At 41.1% G+C, this 18,838-nt stretch carries 16 protein-coding genes; 11 read left to right on the forward strand and 5 right to left on the reverse strand.

Features of this window, described 5'->3' with window-relative positions; all coding sequences use genetic code 11:
* Nucleotides 1-16 precede the first annotated feature (16 nt).
* A complete protein-coding gene (gene pyc, locus MKZ26_RS20525; protein WP_187045464.1) occupies nucleotides 17-3,454 on the forward strand; it encodes a pyruvate carboxylase in 3,438 nt (1,145 codons plus the stop codon).
* Between the two features lie 105 nt (nucleotides 3,455-3,559).
* Here pyc and MKZ26_RS20530 read toward each other — a convergent pair whose 3' ends face one another.
* Nucleotides 3,560-4,471, reverse strand: coding sequence for a COX15/CtaA family protein (locus tag MKZ26_RS20530; RefSeq protein ID WP_067214026.1), 912 nt, complete (start codon nucleotides 4,469-4,471; stop codon nucleotides 3,560-3,562).
* Nucleotides 4,472-4,796: 325 nt separating this feature from the next.
* Between MKZ26_RS20530 and cyoE the strand changes: the two genes are divergently transcribed.
* The 7 genes from cyoE (at nucleotide 4,797) to MKZ26_RS20565 (ending at nucleotide 11,707) form a co-directional block, all read left to right on the forward strand.
* Entirely contained in the window at nucleotides 4,797-5,714 is a 918-nt protein-coding gene (cyoE, locus tag MKZ26_RS20535) for a heme o synthase (protein WP_067211558.1), read from the forward strand.
* Between the two features lie 100 nt (nucleotides 5,715-5,814).
* Complete coding sequence (gene coxB, locus MKZ26_RS20540) at nucleotides 5,815-6,885, forward strand: cytochrome c oxidase subunit II (protein ID WP_340767388.1); 1,071 nt, start codon at nucleotides 5,815-5,817, stop codon at nucleotides 6,883-6,885.
* A 34-nt stretch (nucleotides 6,886-6,919) separates the two neighbouring features.
* Nucleotides 6,920-8,794, forward strand: a complete 1,875-nt coding sequence (gene ctaD / locus MKZ26_RS20545) for a cytochrome c oxidase subunit I (RefSeq protein ID WP_340767389.1) — start codon at nucleotides 6,920-6,922, stop codon at nucleotides 8,792-8,794.
* Complete coding sequence (locus tag MKZ26_RS20550; RefSeq protein ID WP_340767390.1) at nucleotides 8,794-9,420, forward strand: cytochrome c oxidase subunit 3; 627 nt, start codon at nucleotides 8,794-8,796, stop codon at nucleotides 9,418-9,420. The genes ctaD and MKZ26_RS20550 overlap by 1 nt, the downstream gene beginning before the upstream one ends.
* 1 nt (nucleotide 9,421) lies before the next feature.
* Nucleotides 9,422-9,769, forward strand: a complete 348-nt coding sequence (locus tag MKZ26_RS20555) for a cytochrome C oxidase subunit IV family protein (protein ID WP_067211550.1) — start codon at nucleotides 9,422-9,424, stop codon at nucleotides 9,767-9,769.
* A gap of 406 nt (nucleotides 9,770-10,175) precedes the next feature.
* A complete protein-coding gene (gene ctaG / locus MKZ26_RS20560; RefSeq protein ID WP_067211548.1) occupies nucleotides 10,176-11,099 on the forward strand; it encodes a cytochrome c oxidase assembly factor CtaG in 924 nt (307 codons plus the stop codon).
* 146 nt (nucleotides 11,100-11,245) lie between these two features.
* On the forward strand, nucleotides 11,246-11,707 hold the full coding sequence (locus MKZ26_RS20565; RefSeq protein WP_067211545.1) for a DUF420 domain-containing protein: 462 nt from the start codon (nucleotides 11,246-11,248) through the stop codon (nucleotides 11,705-11,707).
* A 40-nt stretch (nucleotides 11,708-11,747) separates the two neighbouring features.
* Here MKZ26_RS20565 and ytvI read toward each other — a convergent pair whose 3' ends face one another.
* Together ytvI and MKZ26_RS20575 are read right to left on the reverse strand one after the other, a co-directional pair.
* Nucleotides 11,748-12,806: a sporulation integral membrane protein YtvI gene (gene ytvI, locus MKZ26_RS20570; RefSeq protein ID WP_067211542.1), complete on the reverse strand. Its 1,059-nt coding sequence runs from the start codon at nucleotides 12,804-12,806 to the stop codon at nucleotides 11,748-11,750.
* Between the two features lie 135 nt (nucleotides 12,807-12,941).
* Nucleotides 12,942-13,307, reverse strand: coding sequence for a YugN family protein (locus MKZ26_RS20575; protein ID WP_067211539.1), 366 nt, complete (start codon nucleotides 13,305-13,307; stop codon nucleotides 12,942-12,944).
* Nucleotides 13,308-13,541: 234 nt separating this feature from the next.
* Between MKZ26_RS20575 and MKZ26_RS20580 the strand changes: the two genes are divergently transcribed.
* The gene (locus tag MKZ26_RS20580; RefSeq protein WP_340767391.1) at nucleotides 13,542-14,612 is read left to right on the forward strand and encodes a CAP domain-containing protein; all 1,071 of its coding nucleotides are present in this window, start codon (nucleotides 13,542-13,544) and stop codon (nucleotides 14,610-14,612) included.
* A 13-nt stretch (nucleotides 14,613-14,625) separates the two neighbouring features.
* Here MKZ26_RS20580 and MKZ26_RS20585 read toward each other — a convergent pair whose 3' ends face one another.
* Nucleotides 14,626-15,357 carry an amino acid kinase family protein gene (locus MKZ26_RS20585; RefSeq protein ID WP_340767392.1) on the reverse strand — a complete coding sequence of 244 codons (732 nt, stop codon included), beginning with the start codon at nucleotides 15,355-15,357 and terminating at the stop codon, nucleotides 14,626-14,628.
* Nucleotides 15,358-15,467: 110 nt separating this feature from the next.
* Here MKZ26_RS20585 and MKZ26_RS20590 point away from each other — a divergent pair, with 110 nt between their 5' ends.
* Both MKZ26_RS20590 and MKZ26_RS20595 read left to right on the forward strand, forming a co-directional pair.
* Nucleotides 15,468-16,907: a UDP-N-acetylmuramoyl-L-alanyl-D-glutamate--2,6-diaminopimelate ligase gene (locus tag MKZ26_RS20590; protein ID WP_340767393.1), complete on the forward strand. Its 1,440-nt coding sequence runs from the start codon at nucleotides 15,468-15,470 to the stop codon at nucleotides 16,905-16,907.
* A 57-nt stretch (nucleotides 16,908-16,964) separates the two neighbouring features.
* Entirely contained in the window at nucleotides 16,965-17,405 is a 441-nt protein-coding gene (locus MKZ26_RS20595) for a YlbF family regulator (RefSeq protein WP_338655768.1), read from the forward strand.
* Nucleotides 17,406-17,585: 180 nt separating this feature from the next.
* On the opposite strand, the gene MKZ26_RS20600 is transcribed toward MKZ26_RS20595, so the two are convergent.
* Complete coding sequence (locus tag MKZ26_RS20600) at nucleotides 17,586-18,497, reverse strand: glycerophosphodiester phosphodiesterase family protein (RefSeq protein WP_340767394.1); 912 nt, start codon at nucleotides 18,495-18,497, stop codon at nucleotides 17,586-17,588.
* Nucleotides 18,498-18,838: the final 341 nt, after the last annotated feature.

Consider the following 18,838-nt stretch of genomic DNA (forward strand, 5'->3'; position numbering starts at 1 on the left):
AAGGAAGTGCCTTGTGATGGAACAGATTAAGAAAATTCTTGTAGCCAACCGTGGAGAAATAGCAATACGAGTTTTTCGCGCTTGTACCGAATTGAATATACCGACGGTGGGGATTTATTCAGCGGAAGATAGTGGGTCATTCCATCGTTACAAGGCAGATGAGTCTTATCTAGTCGGAGAAGGTAAGAAGCCGATTGATGCTTATCTCGATATCGAAGGGATTATCGCGATAGCGAAAGATTGTGGCGCGAACGCGATCCATCCTGGTTATGGATTTCTTGCTGAAAACACAGAATTTGCAAGGCGTTTAGAAGAAGAAGGAATTATTTTCATCGGCCCAAGTTCAAAGCAACTGGATATGTTTGGGGATAAAGTAAAAGCACGTGAGCAGGCTGTTAAAGCGGGAATTCCAGTGATTCCAGGTAGTGACGGTCCGGTTTCTACAGTCGGAGAAGTCGCAATGTTTGGCGAATCGAATGGTTATCCTGTCATCATTAAAGCATCTCTTGGTGGTGGAGGACGCGGAATGAGGATTGTGAATTCTGCGGAAGAAGTCAACGAGGCTTTTGAACGTGCGCGGTCAGAAGCGAAATCTGCATTCGGATCTGATGAAGTGTATGTCGAGAAATACATCGATAAACCAAAACATATCGAGGTACAAATACTTGGAGATACATATGGCAATGTCATTCATCTATTCGAGCGGGATTGCTCAATTCAGCGTCGCCATCAGAAAGTCGTCGAAATAGCACCCTCGATTTCACTTGAAGACGGATTACGGGAAGCAATTTGCGATGCGGCAGTAAAGGTGATGCGAAATGTTAATTATAAAAATGCGGGAACCGTAGAATTTCTCGTATCGGATGGCCGATTTTATTTCATCGAGGTAAATCCACGTATTCAAGTTGAGCATACAATTACTGAAATGGTGACGGGTATCGATATCGTCCACGCGCAAATTCATATTGCAGACGGGAAAAACCTTCACGCTACTGAAACAGGTATTCCAACACAAGACAAGATTCCGTTATTCGGATATGCAATCCAATCCCGTGTGACAACGGAGGATCCATTGAATGATTTCATGCCGGATACTGGTAAATTATCGGTTTACCGATCGGGTGGAGGATTCGGTGTTCGTCTTGACGCGGGGAACGGTTTCCAAGGGGCTATCATCACGCCGTACTATGATTCATTACTTGTTAAAGTATCTACATGGGGTATGACTTTCCGCGAAGCTGCTTCCAAAATGGACAGGAATTTACAGGAATTCCGGATTCGTGGCATCAAAACAAATATCCCGTTTCTTGAGAATGTTGTGAAGCACAAAAACTTCTTAACAGGTAACTATAATACGAGTTTTATTGATTCAACACCTGAATTATTCCTGTTCCCGAACCGCAAAGACCGTGGGACGAAAATGTTGAATTATATTGGTAATGTGACTGTTAATGGATTCCCGGGAATCGGTAAACAATCTAAGCCGGTTCTACATCCTGTAAGAAAACCGATAATTGACCTTCTTACACCGCCAAAACCGGGTACAAAACAAATTTTGGATGAACGTGGTGCTGAAGGGCTTATCAAATGGATTAAAGAACAAGACGATGTACTTTTGACGGATACAACATTCCGCGATGCACATCAATCATTGTTGGCTACACGGGTGCGTACTTCCGATATGACGTCAATTGCGGCTGAATCGGCAAGACTGATGCCTGACCTGTTTTCTTATGAAATGTGGGGCGGAGCAACATTCGATGTTGCTTATAGGTTCCTGAAAGAAGATCCTTGGGACAGGCTGTTAAAACTGCGAGAACAAATTCCAAATGTACTTTTCCAAATGCTATTCCGCGGCGCAAATGCCGTAGGTTATACAAATTATCCTGACAATGTCATCCGTGAGTTCGTTAAAAAGTCAGCGGATGCTGGGATCGATGTCTTCCGTATTTTCGACAGCTTGAACTGGATTAAAGGCATGGAAGTTGCAATTGATGCAACACGGGATGCGGGGAAAGTTGCCGAAGCGGCAATTTGTTATACAGGAGATATTCTTGACGATTCCCGAGCGAAATATACGGTTAATTATTATAAAGAGATGGCAAAAGATCTTGAATCAGCTGGAGCCCACATCCTTGCTATCAAAGATATGGCAGGTCTTTTAAAACCGGAGGCGGCTTATCGACTTGTTTCTGAATTGAAAGCAACAGTGGACATTCCAATTCACCTACATTCGCATGATACGAGTGGAAACGGTATCTATATGTATGCCAAAGCGATTGAGGCTGGCGTAGACATCGTTGACACGGCTTTAGGATCAATGGCAGGTCTAACTTCACAACCGTCGGCAAGTTCGCTACACTACGCGCTGCAAGGCGGTAAACGCAATGTACGTGCAAACGTGAAATCACTTGAAGACTTATCGTACTACTGGGAAGATGTTCGGAAGTATTATCAGCACTTTGAAAGTGGCATGATGAGTCCGCATTCGGAAATCTATGTACATGAAATGCCTGGTGGCCAGTATTCAAACTTACAGCAACAAGCGAAAGCGGTAGGTCTAGGTGAGCGCTGGGAAGAAGTGAAGAGCATGTATTCTCGCGTTAACCTGTTATTCGGAGATGTTGTGAAAGTGACACCTTCATCGAAGGTTGTTGGCGATATGGCCTTGTTTATGGTACAGAACGAACTTGACGAAAAGTCAGTCCTTGTACGCGGAAAGTCCATCGATTTCCCGGAATCAGTTATTGAGTTTTTCGAAGGATATATCGGCCAACCATATGGTGGATTCCCAGAAGAACTACAAAAGATTATTTTAAAAGAACGCCAAGCGATTACTGTACGTCCTGGAGAATTATTGGAAGATGTCAATTTTGAAAAGCTACGGGATGAATTGAATGTGAAATTGGAACGTCCAGTTACTAGCCATGAAGTACTTTCTTATGCCCTTTATCCGAAAGTTTTCGAAGAATATTCGCAAACGAATAAGCAGTTCGGTGATGTATCTGTTATTGATACACCTGAATTCCTATATGGGATGCGTCTCGGCGAGGAAATCGAAGTAGAGATTGAAAAAGGGAAAACGTTGATTGTTAAGCTAGTGTCGATTAGCGAACCGCAATCGGATGCAACAAGAGTCATCTATTTCGAATTGAACGGACAGCCGCGTGAAGTGATTATTGAAGATATGAGTGTAGAGTCCGTCGCAGTTAGGAAACAAAAAGCGGATACCTCAAATGCTGCGCATATTGCTGCTACTATGCCGGGAACTGTTTTGAAAGTTGCAGTCTCAAAGGGAGCGAAAGTGAAAAGAGGAGAACATTTGCTCATCACAGAAGCTATGAAAATGGAGACAACGATACAAGCACCTTTCGATGGTATAGTAAAAGAAATATATGTGGCTGCAGGAGAATCGATAGCTACAGGTGATTTGCTCGTTGAACTGGAGCACTAACATAAAAACAAGAGCACTCGAATTATATTCGGGTGCTCTTGTTATTTTTGTTAATAAGTTGGGTAGACAAGTAGTAAGGACTGGCCAAGGGCTGGTCCTTACTACTCATTTTGATAGTTTACTTCTTGATACAAGTAGAATCATGTACGTTAACAAACCGAATAACAACGTGATGAATAATGAATGAAGCAAAGCAATATAAAGGTTTAGTCTTGTCAAAACAACCAACATTCCTGTTGTTGCTTGGAGTGCGACAAGTATAAATGCGATACTCCAGCCCCAATAGATGACGCGTTGATTTTTGTAATGACGAAGTGCATGGATCATGATGATTAATAACCAGACGAAAATAAATGCCGCGGCAGTACGGTGACCCATCTGAACCCACTCGAACATGTTACGCGGAAGGGCGAATGCCGCGTTCTGACATAGTGGCCAGTCCAGGCAGGCAAGACCAGACTCTGTATGACGGACGAGTGCTCCAGTATAAACTACAAAGTAAGAGTAAACGGATACGCCTATTGTATGCCATTTCAATCGTTTACCTATTTGTAACTTATCTGCATCAAACTTTCGATCCACTTCAAATATGAGAAGGGTTAATAGAAGGACTGATGCAAAGCTTAAAAGAGAAATACCAAAATGAAGCGCGAGTATGAAATCACCTTGACCCCATAATACTTGAGCGGCACCAATCAATGCCTGTAATATAAGGAAGAATACGGCCGCGATTGCTAAGAATTTTGTTTCCCTTATATGTCCGATTGATTTCCATGACCAGACAGCTAATATGACAATCAAGATTCCCACAGACCCAGTTACCAGCCGATGTGAAAATTCAATAAGCACTTCTGCGGTAATCTCATCGGGAATAAGTTGCCCGTTACATCCTGGCCAATGTCTGCCGCAGCCCATGCCGCTATCGGTTTTTGTAACAAGCGCCCCTCCAAGTAAGATTAAAAGCATGCCTATTGTCGATGCGACTGCGAACCATTTTAAATATCTATTAGATTTCAAAAAATTGACACCTACTTTTTTATTGATGACCATTGTATAAAAGGTCCCTGCTTTTTTGATGATAACGAAAAATAAGTAAAAAGACAACGAAGATTGGCTGAAAATGCCTCAGTAATGGTCCTTTTCACAAATTGTTCATAAAGAAGACGCTTTAACTTCACAAAAGACCCATCGAAATGATTTACTATAGAGGGTGTTGAGTAATAAATGTGTCGATATTTCAAGGAATTCGGTAGAAATTTTGTATATGTATAGAAATACTACCCGAATTTCGCTATAGTTAACTGTAGCGGTTAACGCTCACAACTTTGGAAGGAGGGGTAACTTGTCAAACGGTCATACAATTTCCACACCTGTCGAATCGAATGTAGTGACGGTGTCTCTTTATAAGGACTTCCTTGCGCTCATTAAAATCGGCATTGTTAATTCGAACATGATCACAACTTTTACGGGACTATTTCTTGCTTTTCAGTTCACTGGTAAAAACTTTCTACATAATATAGATTTGCTTGTCTATGCTCTTCTCGGATCGGGATTGATAATTGCTGGATCTGCGGCACTGAACAATTTGATTGATCGGGATATTGATCCAGTCATGACGAGAACAAAGTCCAGACCAACAGTTACCGGGCGATTCAAGGCACCGGCTGTATTGACACTTGCGCTGACTTTCATCGTAGTAGGCGAAGTGCTATTGTTTTCTGCTTCTATAGCAGCTGGTCTTTGGGGACTTGCAGGTATCTTCAGTTATGTTGTACTCTATTCGATGTGGTCGAAACGTAGGCACGTAGCTAATACAGTAGTTGGAAGTGTTTCGGGAGCAATTCCGCCTTTAATCGGATGGGCTGCGGTTGAACCAGCACTTGGTGCAGGTGCCTTGGCGCTATTCCTGATTATGTTTGTTTGGCAACCGCCGCATTTTTATGCGCTGGCGATGCGTCGGACAGACGAATACCGTGCAGCAAATATTCCAATGCTACCTGTTGTAAAAGGTTTTGCAAGAACGAAGAAATCGATGTTGGTATGGGTACTGTTTTTATTTCCATTGCCGTTTCTACTTACCGAGCTAGGGGTAGGCTTCTTAGTACTTGCGAGCGCATTGAATATAGGGTGGCTGTATTTAGCACTTAAAGGATTTAAAGCGAAAGATGATATAAAATGGGCAACGGGTATGTTCATCTATTCATTGAATTACATGACGATCCTTTTTGTGGCCATGATTATCTTCTCGATATTCATCTAACATATTGGAATTCTTTCTTTGCATAGGAATTCATATAAAGAGGTCAGCAGTCCTCACAAGAAGAAAAACATTTTTTTAGAAAGAGAGGTATCATTAAGCGATGATGAAAGGACTCAAAAAGTGGCGTCTTTTTTCTTTATTAGCAGCTCTTACCGTGTTTCTAGCGGGATGTGGTCAGGAAGGGCTATCCACACTTCTTCCGGCTGGTCAAGTCGGGAAAGATCAATTCAAATTGCTGATGTTATCATCAGGAATCATGTTACTGGTTATTCTAGTAGTAGTGATTATTTATGTAGTTGCAATTGTTCGTTTCAGACGCTCGAAACTGGGTGAGGACTTTGTTCCTAAAGAAGTTGAAGGAAGCCATACATTAGAACTTGTATGGACGATTATTCCTGTTCTCCTTGTTTTACTTCTAGCGGTCCCTACAGTTTATTACACATATAAACTAAGCGATGTCAGTGCGATGAATGAAGTCAACGAGGATGGCGATTCAGAAAATCTGGTCGTAGATGTTACGGCTAAGTTATACTGGTGGGAATTTGAATATCCTAATCTCGGAATTGTTACAGCGCAAGAACTTGTTGTACCAACTGGAGAAAAAGTATATTTCAACCTCCTTGCGGCAGATGTTAAGCACTCCTTCTGGATTCCGGCAATCGGAGGAAAACTCGATACAAACGTTGAAAACGTAAACAAATTTTATTTAACGTTTGATAAAGAATCGAAAGACGTGCAAGACGGAGTGTTTTACGGGAAGTGTGCGGAGCTTTGTGGTCCATCACACGCACTTATGGATTTCAAAGTAAAATCATTACCGCGTGCTGAATTCGACAAATGGGTTACAGCAATGCAAGCAACTGGTGAAGAAACAACAGATGTTGCTGCAGCTGGTCAAGGTGAAGAATTATTCCAACAAAGCTGTATTATGTGTCATGCGACATCTGCAGTCGGTGAAGGCGGAGCGGTTGGACCAAACCTAGCGTCATTTGGTGACCGTAATCGTGTAGCTGGCTTTATGGATCACGATCAAGAAAATTTGGTTGAGTGGATTTCAGACACTCAGAAACAAAAGCCAGGAAACTTGATGCCGTCATTCGGTAAACAACTTTCTAACGAGGAAATAAATTCAATTGCTGAGTACCTCATGGGACTTTCAGTAGAAAAATAACTATTAACGTGAATTTGAAGAGGAGGTAAACAAATTGAGTTCAGTTGCTCAAAAAAGAGGTTTTGGCGCAACGCTATGGGATTGGCTTACAACAGTTGACCATAAGAAGATCGGTATCCTTTATCTCCTAGGTGGAGGATTCTTCTTCATAGTCGGCGGTATAGAAGCAATGATCATTCGTTTGCAACTTTTAACGCCAAACAACGATCTCGTCAGTGCAGGGATATTTAACCAAATTATTACGATGCACGGAACGACGATGATCTTCCTGGCGGCCATGCCTATATTAATTGGATTTATGAACGCCATTATGCCACTCCAAATTGGAGCGCGTGATGTAGCATTCCCATTTCTTAACTCACTAGGTTTTTGGATGTTCTTCTTCGGTGGAGTATTCCTAAACGTATCATGGTTCTTTGGTCAAGTTCCTGATGCAGGTTGGACATCTTACGCATCGCTTGCAATGGCATCTGAAGGACATGGTGTTGATTTTTATGCAATAGGTCTTCAAATAGCCGGTGGTGGTACGTTAATAGGAGGGATTAACTTCCTCGTAACGATTATCAATATGCGTGCACCAGGGATGACGTATATGCGTATGCCATTATTCACATGGACTACGTTCGTTGCGTCAGCTATGATTCTGTTTGCATTCCCACCACTTACAGTAGGACTTTTCCTTCTGACATTTGAAAGAATGTTTGGTGCTAACTTCTTCGATCCTGTGATGGGTGGTAATACCATTATATGGGAGCATATATTCTGGATATTTGGTCACCCTGAAGTATATATTCTGATTTTACCGGCATTCGGTATTTTCTCGGAGATCTTCACAATTTTCTCTCGAAAAAGACTATTTGGTTATTCAGCGATGGTATTTGCTACCGTCCTTATTGGATTCCTAGGCTTCATGGTTTGGGCTCACCATATGTTTACAGTTGGTCTTGGGCCGACAGCAAACGCGATCTTCTCTGTAGCGACAATGGCTATTGCCATACCTACTGGGGTTAAGATATTTAACTGGTTGCTAACCATATGGGGCGGAAGTATTAAAGTAACAACACCAATGCTTTGGGCGTTGAGTTTCATCCCAACGTTTGTTATGGGTGGAGTTACGGGTGTTATGCTAGGTACTGCACCACTTGATTACCAATTGCATGACACATACTTTGTTGTTGCTCACTTCCACTATGTAATCGTTGGTGGTACTGTATTTGGTATACTTGCGGGTACTCATCTATATTGGCCGAAGATGTTCGGTACAATGCTAAATGAAGCACTTGGTAAAGTTACATTTTGGTTCTTCTTTATCGGTTTCCATTTAACATTCCTTATTCAACACTGGTTAGGCTTCTGGGGAATGCCGCGTCGTGTATTTACATACATGAATGGTCAAGGTTGGAACTCAGCAAACTTAATTAGTTCTGTAGGTGCACTATTAATGGCTATTGGGATTACGATTATGGTTTATAACATTATCGTAACTTCAATTAAAAATGTACGTGTAGCAAATGACCCTTGGGGTGACGGGCGTACGCTAGAGTGGGCGGTTGAATCTCCACCACCATTCTATAACTTTGCGCAGACTCCACTTGTACGTGGTCTTGATACAGTGTACATCGAAAAAATGGAAGGTAATCTGTCGGGAATTACTCCGGCTGAACCTGTTCAAGATATCCATATGCCGAATGGTTCTTTCATTCCATTCATGTTAAGTTTAGGGCTGTTCATTGCAGGATTTGGAGCAATGTTCCGTACTGAGGAATCATGGGGAATGGCAGTACTAGTAATTGGTCTTATATGGACTTTCGCTGCTATGGCAATGCGTTCATTGAAAGACGATCTTGGCTTCTATGTTAAGAAAGAAGACATCTTAAGAGATATGAAACGTAAAGGGGGACAAAAATAATGGATTTGAATAAAAAATTCACCCCTGAGACGTGGCCTGATCATCCGGAAAAAGCAACGTTAGAGGCAAAGAATAAATTTGTTGGATTCTGGCTGTTCCTTGGCGGAGAGACAATCTTGTTCGCAACGCTTTTTGCGACCTATCTTGCTTTAAAGAACAAAGGACCAAGTGGATTTGAATTTTCGACACAAGAGCTTTTTGAATTACCGCTTGTCTTCGTCATGACGTTGCTTTTATTAACTTCATCTTTGACGAGTGTATACGCGATGTATCATTTGAAAAACTACGATTTCAAGAAAATGCAGCTATGGCTTGTCATTACTGCATTCCTTGGGCTTGGTTTCCTTGCGCTCGAAGTATATGAGTTTGTACACTATATACATTTAGGCTTTACGTTTGATAACAGTGCATTCAGTTCTGCATTCTATACGCTTGTTGGTACGCACGGTTTCCACGTAGCGATCGGACTTGTCTGGCTTACGCTACTCATCTTCCGTAACTCCAAGCGCGGACTGAACTTGTATAACGCGCCTAAGTACTATACATTCTCGTTATACTGGCACTTTATCGATGTTGTTTGGGTATTCATCTTCACTGTAGTCTACTTGATGGGAGTGATAGGTTAATATGTCTGACGTTCAAGTTTATAAAAAGTCACCAGCTGAATTTAACTTAGGTCAAAGACGCGCACGTAAGTCAATGCGCGGTCAGATTATGATGTTCTCGCTTATGATTTTCTTAACGATTATGTCATTTTCAATGGTTATGGCTTATCAAGCTGACGTAGCTGGATTTTCTAAGTATTTGATTATCCCAACGCTTCTGCTTTTTGCAGCTGTGCAAGTTGGCTTACAGTTGTATTACTTCATGCACATGAATGAAAAAGGACATGGTATTCCACAAATGTTCATGTATACGGGAGCCATTTTTGGATTCATTGTTGTGTTAACGTTTGTAGCAATTGTTTGGTGGTAATATCAATAGACGAGAAAGCCTATGGAAGATTTTATTCTCCATAGGCTTTTTCTTTTTTTAAAAGCTTAGAAAGTATAAGTTTTTCAACATGGAACAGTGTCTAGCTCCAACCACCCGGAGGCCCTCAGAAAGTGGCGCACTTAGGCTGCGTTTCCTCCTAGATTATAAGCCGTTCATTCCTCCTTGGTAGCTTCTTGACTACCTCTTCGGTGGCCAAGTTAGGAGGTAGTCAAGAAGCCGTTTAAGACAACACGGGGAGCTCTTAGACTGTCTTCCTTTTCATATCTGCCTGTCAGGGCTAGACGGCGCCTTGCACTTTTCTTATCAATTGTCATAGTTCGTACATTGAGTTACACCGCTATTAGTTTTATAATAAAGAAAGACTTTAAAAAAGGGAGCGATGGCAATGCCTTTAAGTATATTTGGATTCCGAGCTTTGTGGAGTCCGTGGTTCTTACTAATTATCATACTTGGTATGGCCTTATATTTATTACTGACGACTAAAATGCGTCATCGATTTCAGGATACGTATCCCGTTACAAGAAAACAAATAATCTTATTCATGTCCGGGATGGTTATACTTTATGTTGTCAAAGGTTCACCTGTAGATTTACTTGGTCATATCTTATTTTCAATTCACATGGTTCAAATGGCGGTTCTATTGCTTGTGGTTGCTCCATTAATCATGATGGGGATTCCTAACTGGATGTGGAAAAAAGTTTTTGATATTGGGATTCTTGACCGCATAATAACTTTCTTTACTAAACCGATTCTCAGTCTTTTGGTATTCTGTGGTATGTTTTCCGTTTACCATATTCCACTTATTTTAGATAATGTGAAATTAAGTGCTCCATTGCACACAATTTTTACTATCACGTTATTTGTTGCGGCGGTGTTTTTCTGGTGGCCAATCATTAATACGCTGAAGGGACAGCCGAAGCTTCATGGCTTGAAAAAAATAGGTTATATTATTTTAAGTGCAATATTGATCACACCTGCATGTTCCCTTATCATTTTTGTAGATGTACCTGTTTATGAAACATATAAATCAGGCGAATCTTGGTTACGGGCAATGGCGCTTTGTGTGCCCGCAAGTACACTTTCAGGATTAGCGGGCTTAGGCATTTCAGGTCCTGAATTATTTACCAATATGCCTACATTAGTTGATCAGCAACTTGGTGGAATTATTATGAAAGTGTTCCAAGAAATCATTTATGTTGGTGTCCTAGGTAGTATTTTTATTAAATGGCATAGAGAAGAGCAGGACAATGCAGAAGAAATTACTGCCAACGCGTTATTGGAACGTCAAAAAATGACGTTATATAGATAATAGGCTATAAGTTGAAAATCTTGATACTTATATAAACAACGAAGGCACCTTTTAAGGGGAGCCTTCTGTCGCCAACAGATTCAATGGGATTATTTAATTCGACATATACAGATATAGGGAAACTTTACAAATCGGGGGAATAATGAATGAATCTGCCCTTTCTACCTACAATAAGTACGTTTTTTATTGTTTTATCAGCAGTACTAGTTGCAATAGGATGGAACTTAATTCGTAAAAGGAAAATTGAAGCGCATAAGAAAACGATGCTGGCAGCCGCGGTATCAGCAATTCTTTTTTTAATCATTTACGTTTCGAGAACCATATTGGTTGGTAATACGTCGTTTGGCGGTCCGGAGAATTTGAAAATCTATTATACGATTTTCCTTATTTTCCACATAATACTTGCGACAACAGGAGCAGTATTTGGTGTGGTGACGATTAATGCAGGATTGAAGAATAATTTGGTCAGACATCGGAAGCTTGGTCCAATCACGAGTGTTATTTGGTTCTTCACAGCAATAACAGGTGTTGCTGTTTATTTACTTCTTTATGTTTTTTATAAGGGTGGGGAAGTAACGTCAATGTTTAAAGCAATACTTGGTTTTTAATGAACAAAACGCTTTCACGAATATGTGAAAGCGTTTTTGTTTAAATCCTGAAATTGATTTTGAAGATTCCGGCTTCACGGGCTGTTGTAAAGAGAATGACAGCTAATGGTCCAATAAATAATCCGAGGAAGCCGAATAGCTTCAGTCCAAGAAACATAGCGATTAGTGTGGGGAGCGGTGATAAGCCGATTTGAGATCCCATCACTTTAGGTTCGATTGTACTTCGTATGATGAGTAAGATTGCTGCCAAAATCGCAAGTTTCGTTCCTGTTGCGATATCGCCGCTGATGAACTGATAAAGTGACCAGGGCGCAAGGACAATAACTGATCCGAGGATGGGGATTAGATCGATAATCCAAATTGTGAGGGACATGATGAGTGCATATTTAGGTGTAATTAAAAACAGTCCGACAAAAGCAACTCCAAGAATAATAAAACTGACAATAAACTGTGCTTTCATAAAACCGAAAAAAGCAGAATTTAGTTTAGCGATTATGAACCGTGCTTTTTCTGCCGTAGAAGTAGTCAAGTGTCTAAATAACATTTTCTTTAATTCAGGTAATTCGAGCATAAATAAGAAAAGTACGATGATATAAACACTCAAGTTGACAAGGAAATTTGGAACTTCAGTCATTAGAGCCATAATCTTATCGTAACTGAGTAAACCCAGAATTGATTCTTGAATAGATTCGAATATGTTTTTGAATTCTTTCTGTATTGCAGTGACAACATCTTTTGGCATTCCAGATGTAAATTGGAATAATTTGCTTTGCGCATCAATCCAGACGCCGGATAGCGAATTGAAATAGTCAGGTGCTACCTTTGTGAAATGTATGATTTTACCCACTAACTGAGTGACTGCATAATAGAAGAACAAAGCTAAAATAACTAGGATAAAAATGAACACTGAAATGACCGACGTTTTTCGACTCCATTTAAACTTTTTTTCGGTAAGTCTAACGATTGGGTCAATCAGTAAAGCCGTAAGAAGTGCAAAAATGATTGGTATTGATATCGGAATGATAAAGATGAAAGTTATAGTAATAAAAATTATAATGAGTATGATACTAATGTTTCGTGTTGTAAGCCATTTTGCCAATGGATATTCCCCCAAACTATTCACTCTTTCAATTATAGCCAAAATATGGGCAATTGATTAGTCGGGAAAAGTAAAAAGGTAAATAAACATAAAAAAAACCAGAGAACATTGAGTTCTCCGGCGGTTATTACATAGTTATTTTTTAAGATTATAAGGCTGTAGTGCTTCGCTTACTGCTTTTAGTGTTGCAACACAGTCTTTGACAAGGCTTTCAGGGAAATGTTCCCCTTCGCCGTATTCAACGCCATGTGGATAGTAATGCTTGCCGACAACTGGTTTTTTAAGGATCATAGTCGCTTGGCGTGTATCAACATCGCCATCAGTTGTATAACTGAATACGCGCAAATAAAACGTGCCTTCTTTGATCATATATTTCTTATCAAATGTTGCGCGTTCGTAGTCCCATTGACCTGCGCGGACAAGGTCGTGTTTTAACATGATTTCATCAAGTATTGATAAGTCAGTAACAATATTTTCAATGCCTGTATCTTCAATATACATAGTTTATATCCTCCTTATATATCGTTGAGCCAATTCCCTATACCTATTTATAATAGAACAAATCACCAGCAGTTGCAATGACAACATTGTGTCAACAAACGTATGATTTAATAAATAAGATAATACTTAACATTTTTCACAGATAGACGAAGTATAATGAAAGAAGAAATCATTTAGTAGTATTATCCTTATAAGAACTGACTAAACTTTATACTCAAGAAAGTAGGTCGAAAAATGAAAGCACTTTGGAAAATAATAATTCTACTCATCATCGTCCTATTGATATTTTATATTATGGATGATCGAGTGAAAGAAAATAAACCGCTTGAGTCGCCTGTGAAACATGGGACGGCGATCCCAGTGCCTGGAAGTGGGGATGGTTTACCGCTACCGCAAGCTGCACGGCCTGAATCGGGCCTGTCCCTGTTTGTCGGTAAGAGTGTAGACAGTCTATTTGAGCAGTTGGGTAAGCCAGATCGAATTGAACCCTCAGACTATGGTTACGATTGGTGGATATACGATAAAGATCAACAGTTAATGGTAGGCGTTTGGGAAGGGAAAGTAAATCAAGTTTATACTGCAGATTTATCCTCCGATGTTGAGCCTTTTGAGATTGGGCAGGATGTGAAAGACATCTATCGATTTACGATTGTGGAGTCAGAAGTGGCTGTACAAATTGGAGAAAGTATCTATACATTTACATTGAACGGGGATGATGTGAATAATAGGCTGCTTATTGAATATGAGAATGTCTATGCGCAGCTTTATATCGACGGTGTGGATGGGGAATTGGAAGCGATACGTTTTATTGATCCAATTACACTAATTCTGCACCAGCCCTATGACATGGCTTATATGGGGGAAATCGTAAGTGCAGATCGGCCATCATCAACAATGCAGATGGAAGTAGATCGTGCAATGGAGCGTCAAATCTTCAGTTTAACTAATATTTATCGGAAAAACCATGGATTGAATGAACTTTTGAGTGATTACGATCTTGCTGTTGTAGCACGAAAACATAGTGAGGATATGGCGCTTGAAAATTACTTTTCCCATGAATCTCCTGTGACCGGTAATCTTGCGGATAGGTTAAAAGAAGCAGAAATTGAACATCGTAAAGCACGGGAAAATATTGCTTTCAACTATGTGGATGCAATTGAGGCAGTCCATGGTTGGCTTAATTCTCCCGCGCACCGTGATGTCTTGCTTGAAAAGGAAGTCACACATCTAGGGACAGGTGCATATGGAAAATATTATACACAGGTTATGATTCGTGAGCTTGTAGAAGAAAAAAGGCAGCAATGAAGTTCATTGCTGCTCAAGGAATAATCCAAGTTCCTGTCTCCGTACTGGCGACACCTCTTATATAAAGAGGTGTCGCCGTTTTTTTTGCATGTAATGCAGCCCGTTTTTGAATGATTGGCCTTTCACAATCTAGAAGTGGTATGAAATCGTCCAACTTCAGCAGGTCCAGTTTACGGGGGTTCTCCACTTTGCGCGGATCATGAGTCATAACGCCAGGTACATCTTTAAAAAACTCTACATGGGACGCTTGGAGTGCTCCTGCAAGCGCGATTGCAGACAAGTCGCTGCCACCTCTCCCGAGTGTCATGACATGCCCGTTGTTATCGATCCCTTGAAAGCCTGGAATAATAATACAACGGGTTTGTTTAAGGTTTTCAGAAATGGACGCAGGGTCGATGTGGTCAATCGTAGCATCTCCAAATTCTCCAACAGTCATTATACCAGCCTTAATGCCATGCAGGACAATGTTTGGGACACCTGCTCGTGTTAGTTCGGCTGATATAACTGCGGCAGCGATGAGTTCGCCACAGGATACTGCAAGGTCACTTGCGGCTGCTGAAGATGAAAAAGCATCCGTAAGCTGAAGAAGGCTGTCCGTCGAATAAGGATCGCCGTAGCGACCAATAGCAGATACGACAACAACGACATCGCCAAACTCATTTAGTCCATCTTTTATATGGTTAATGCAATTCAATCTCATTTCTTCATTTTTCATTGCTACTCCACCGAATTTCTGGATGATCATAAGGCTCCCAACTTTCTTCGTGACGTTCATTGAGTTCTTTTCATACGATAAAGTATGTTCGCTCTCAATATATTCATTTTCACAGAAAAATGTTCGGGAAGGGGAGAGTGGTGCTGTTTTTAACGGAGCTTATAAAAGACTGGCCTTGTACAGTCAATGGCGGGGAACTCAGGACTGTTGTCACGGGAATAACCGAAGATTCTTCACGGGTAAAGAAAGGATGCGTGTTTGTAGCCAGGAAAGGTAATCAAAGCGACGGTGTGAAGTATATTAGAAAAGCGATTGAACAAGGTGCTGCAGCTATTGTTATTGATAGAACGAATTTGACAGAAATACCAGCTGATGTTGTTGTCATTACGGTTTCGGATTGCACAAAGTTCATGTCTCATGCAAGTGCGCAATTAGTTGGTAATCCTGCCAAAAGAATGAAAATGATTGCGGTGACTGGAACAAATGGAAAAACGACAGTTACACATTTCATCGGTCAGTTATTAAGCAAATTTGGAAATCGGGTGGCTGTTATCGGTACGACAGGCATTTTTATCGATGGCGTTAAGATTGAATATGAATGCCCCAAAATGACAACATTACCCGCGGAATACCTCCATCCTTTATTAAAGAAATGTGTTGATGAAAATGTTAGTCATATTGTTCTTGAAGCATCATCACTTGGATTGTCTTCGAATCGTTTAGATCATTGTGATATCGACATTGGAATACTATTGAATATTGGGACTGATCATTACGAAGAACATGGTGGAAAGTTTGCTTATATCAATGCGAAAAAGCGGTTAATTCAAATGGCGAAAACATTCATTGTTAACAATGATGATAAAGAATGTGTGAAAATGGTTCAAAATGCAACTGTTCCACTGGTTTATTTTGGGACGAATTCGTCAGCAGACGTCCAAGTCCCAGAACTAAAAATGAATCCTGATATACTGGGTCATTATAATCGGATGAATACATTAGCAGCAATTAGTGCACTTCTTGTCCTTGGCTATTACTTAGATGATATTTTGCTGCACTGCGAACTGTTACAGCTTCCAGAAGGTAGATTGCAGCAACTTGAGCGCGATGGTGTAAAAGTTTACGTAGATTATGCTCATACGCCAGATGCGCTCGAAGCGGTATTGCAAACGCTATCCAATTCGTGTTATGGGAGACTGATTACAGTCTTTGGGTGCGGCGGCCAACGAGATAAAGGAAAAAGAGCTGAGATGGGTGAACTCGCTGTCCTGTATTCTTCAATTGTCATTGTTACATCCGATAATCCAAGAAATGAAGATCCTAAAGCAATTATTTCGGATATTATGGAGGGTTTCGGAGGTGAATGTTCGGCGATTGAAGCCGAACTAGATCGGAAATATGCAATACGAAAAGCGATTTTTTGCGCGGCGCCGGGTGATATCGTCCTAATTGCTGGAAAAGGTCATGAAAAATCGCAGCACACGGCTGATGGTCTGATACCATTTTCTGATCTCGAAGAAGCAGCACGTGCTCTTTCTGAAAAAACGTTTTTGGATATTAAAGAAATAAATATGGAATAGATGCAAGTTTACCATCTCTTCTGTTATGATAAATGGATGATTGGAGGGGATCATTCTATGATGACAGACGAATGGATCACCATCATTGAAGATGCAGAAGACTTAACGGCAATGTTGCTCTCTTCTGAAGCGGTGGCTGAATACCGCAAAGCCCATGATGATGTCTATTCAGACAAAGAACTTGTGAAGTCGATTCAAGAGTTCACGGCAATGAAGGAACGTTATGAAGAAGTTCAACGATTCGGAAGATACCATCCGGATCATAATATAGTAATGAAAAGCATTCGCGTACAAAAACGTGAGCTTGATATGAACGAACGGGTTGCGGCTCTTCGATTGGCTGAGAATGACGTTCAATTTATATTTGACGAAATTGGTTCAATTATCGCTAAATCGGTTTCGGATGAAGTAAAAGTTCCGGCTGGCAGTGCATTCTTTTCCGACTCATCTTGCGGAGGAAGTTGCGGCACCGGCGGAGGCTGTTCGTGTTCGGCTTAAACAAGAAAAGCGGAAGGCGCCGTCCAGCCCCGAAAGGCATAAGACGGTTTGCGAGGAGGCGTACTTCAGCCCCACAGCAAAACGACTTATGACCCGAGGGGTTGGCGCCTGGAGTCTAGACATAAAAAAACAGGTTGCATCCATGTCGGAAAGTCGACATGGATGCAACCTGTTTTTTGTTTAATCGCCTACGTTATCTTGGACAATTTTCATCGCGACAGTCGGTCTGTCTGTGATGAAACCTGCTGCTCCAACATGTAAAAGTTTAACGAACGACTCTTTATCATTCACACCTTCAAAATAAACTGGAATATTAATTTGGGTAAGAAACTTCATGAAACTTTCAGTGCCGAGAGAAAATACGCCCAGTTTTTCTGGAATTCTGAACAAGTCTGCACGTGGACTATAAAGATGACCGAACATGCTTGTAAAAGAGGCGTATGCTCTTTTTACTTCGTTATCACCCGCACCGGTTGCAACTTTGTTTTGTGCGTACAAGTTAAATCTGTCGGTCTGTTCATCATATGAGCTTGTTACTGCGACACAGTCTTCAGCACCCAGCTCTTCAAGAAGTCTCCAAAGTTTGGAAGGAATCAAGCTACCTTCGTATGTATCAGGAGAATCTTTTAGATTAATAACAATTAGCATATGCGGAAACTTCTGTATTAGTTCACGAAGGGTAATAATTTCTACGTTTTTTCCACGGTAAGAATGATTTCCATCCTCATCTTCAAATTGATAACCTGCATCAGCCATTTTCAATTCGCTAAGGGTATAGTCGGCAATTCTTCCAGAGAAATCTGTTGTTCGATCTGCAAATTCATCGTGAAAAACAATGATTTCCTCGTCTTTTGTTAACCGGATATCGACTGCAAAACCATGTACGCCAAGCTCGGCCGATTTTGAAAATGCGGCCAATGTATTCTCAGGAGCCTCTGCTAGTCCACCTCGGTGGGCAAGAATGACTGGATTATCGAAATCGAGTGCTTTTTTACCTTCACGTGGTACCGGTTTTGCGACAACTTTGGAAGCTGCCCACGCGGCAACGCCTGCCGCACCTACTGTAAGGACCACATTTGTTTTTCTACCCATTTAGTTTAGATGCCTCCTTAAGAATCAGCTCTATTTTTCCCATTATAGGGCAAAATATTGACGTTGTCAGCAATATTCAGTGTCCAGATTCAGGCGTCTTCCGCCTTCCTTCTTGGATATAAAGGCAAAGAGCGCCTTATATTCAAGTCCTCCAGCAGGGTGGGATTGAACTGCATCCCACCTACTTGTCGCATCTAGCGGGCGCCTTCCGCTTTTCAATTGTCCAGCTTCAGGCGTCAGCCCCTCGAGTCGCTTCAGTCCCCAGGATAAAGGCAAAGAACGCCTTTTTCCTGTGGCCCTCCAGCGCTTGTCGGGGCTACACGACGCCTTCCGCTTTTCTT

Origin of the sequence: Sporosarcina sp. FSL K6-6792 (genome assembly GCF_038004885.1) — a bacterium.
GTDB classification, from domain to species: domain Bacteria; phylum Bacillota; class Bacilli; order Bacillales_A; family Planococcaceae; genus Sporosarcina; species Sporosarcina psychrophila.

What these genes read in the sequence shown, in the direction of transcription:
- pyc (WP_187045464.1), top strand. Translation starts at nt 17, where the DNA reads ATGGAACAGATTAAGAAAATTCTTGTAGCCAACCGTGGAGAAATAGCA.
- coxB (WP_340767388.1), top strand. Translation starts at nt 5,815, where the DNA reads ATGATGAAAGGACTCAAAAAGTGGCGTCTTTTTTCTTTATTAGCAGCT.
- MKZ26_RS20550 (WP_340767390.1), top strand. Translation starts at nt 8,794, where the DNA reads ATGGATTTGAATAAAAAATTCACCCCTGAGACGTGGCCTGATCATCCG.
- MKZ26_RS20555 (WP_067211550.1), top strand. Translation starts at nt 9,422, where the DNA reads ATGTCTGACGTTCAAGTTTATAAAAAGTCACCAGCTGAATTTAACTTA.
- ctaG (WP_067211548.1), top strand. Translation starts at nt 10,176, where the DNA reads ATGCCTTTAAGTATATTTGGATTCCGAGCTTTGTGGAGTCCGTGGTTC.
- MKZ26_RS20565 (WP_067211545.1), top strand. Translation starts at nt 11,246, where the DNA reads ATGAATCTGCCCTTTCTACCTACAATAAGTACGTTTTTTATTGTTTTA.
- MKZ26_RS20575 (WP_067211539.1), bottom strand. Translation starts at nt 13,307, where the DNA reads ATGTATATTGAAGATACAGGCATTGAAAATATTGTTACTGACTTATCA.
- MKZ26_RS20580 (WP_340767391.1), top strand. Translation starts at nt 13,542, where the DNA reads ATGAAAGCACTTTGGAAAATAATAATTCTACTCATCATCGTCCTATTG.
- MKZ26_RS20585 (WP_340767392.1), bottom strand. Translation starts at nt 15,357, where the DNA reads ATGATCATCCAGAAATTCGGTGGAGTAGCAATGAAAAATGAAGAAATG.
- MKZ26_RS20595 (WP_338655768.1), top strand. Translation starts at nt 16,965, where the DNA reads ATGATGACAGACGAATGGATCACCATCATTGAAGATGCAGAAGACTTA.
- MKZ26_RS20600 (WP_340767394.1), bottom strand. Translation starts at nt 18,497, where the DNA reads ATGGGTAGAAAAACAAATGTGGTCCTTACAGTAGGTGCGGCAGGCGTT.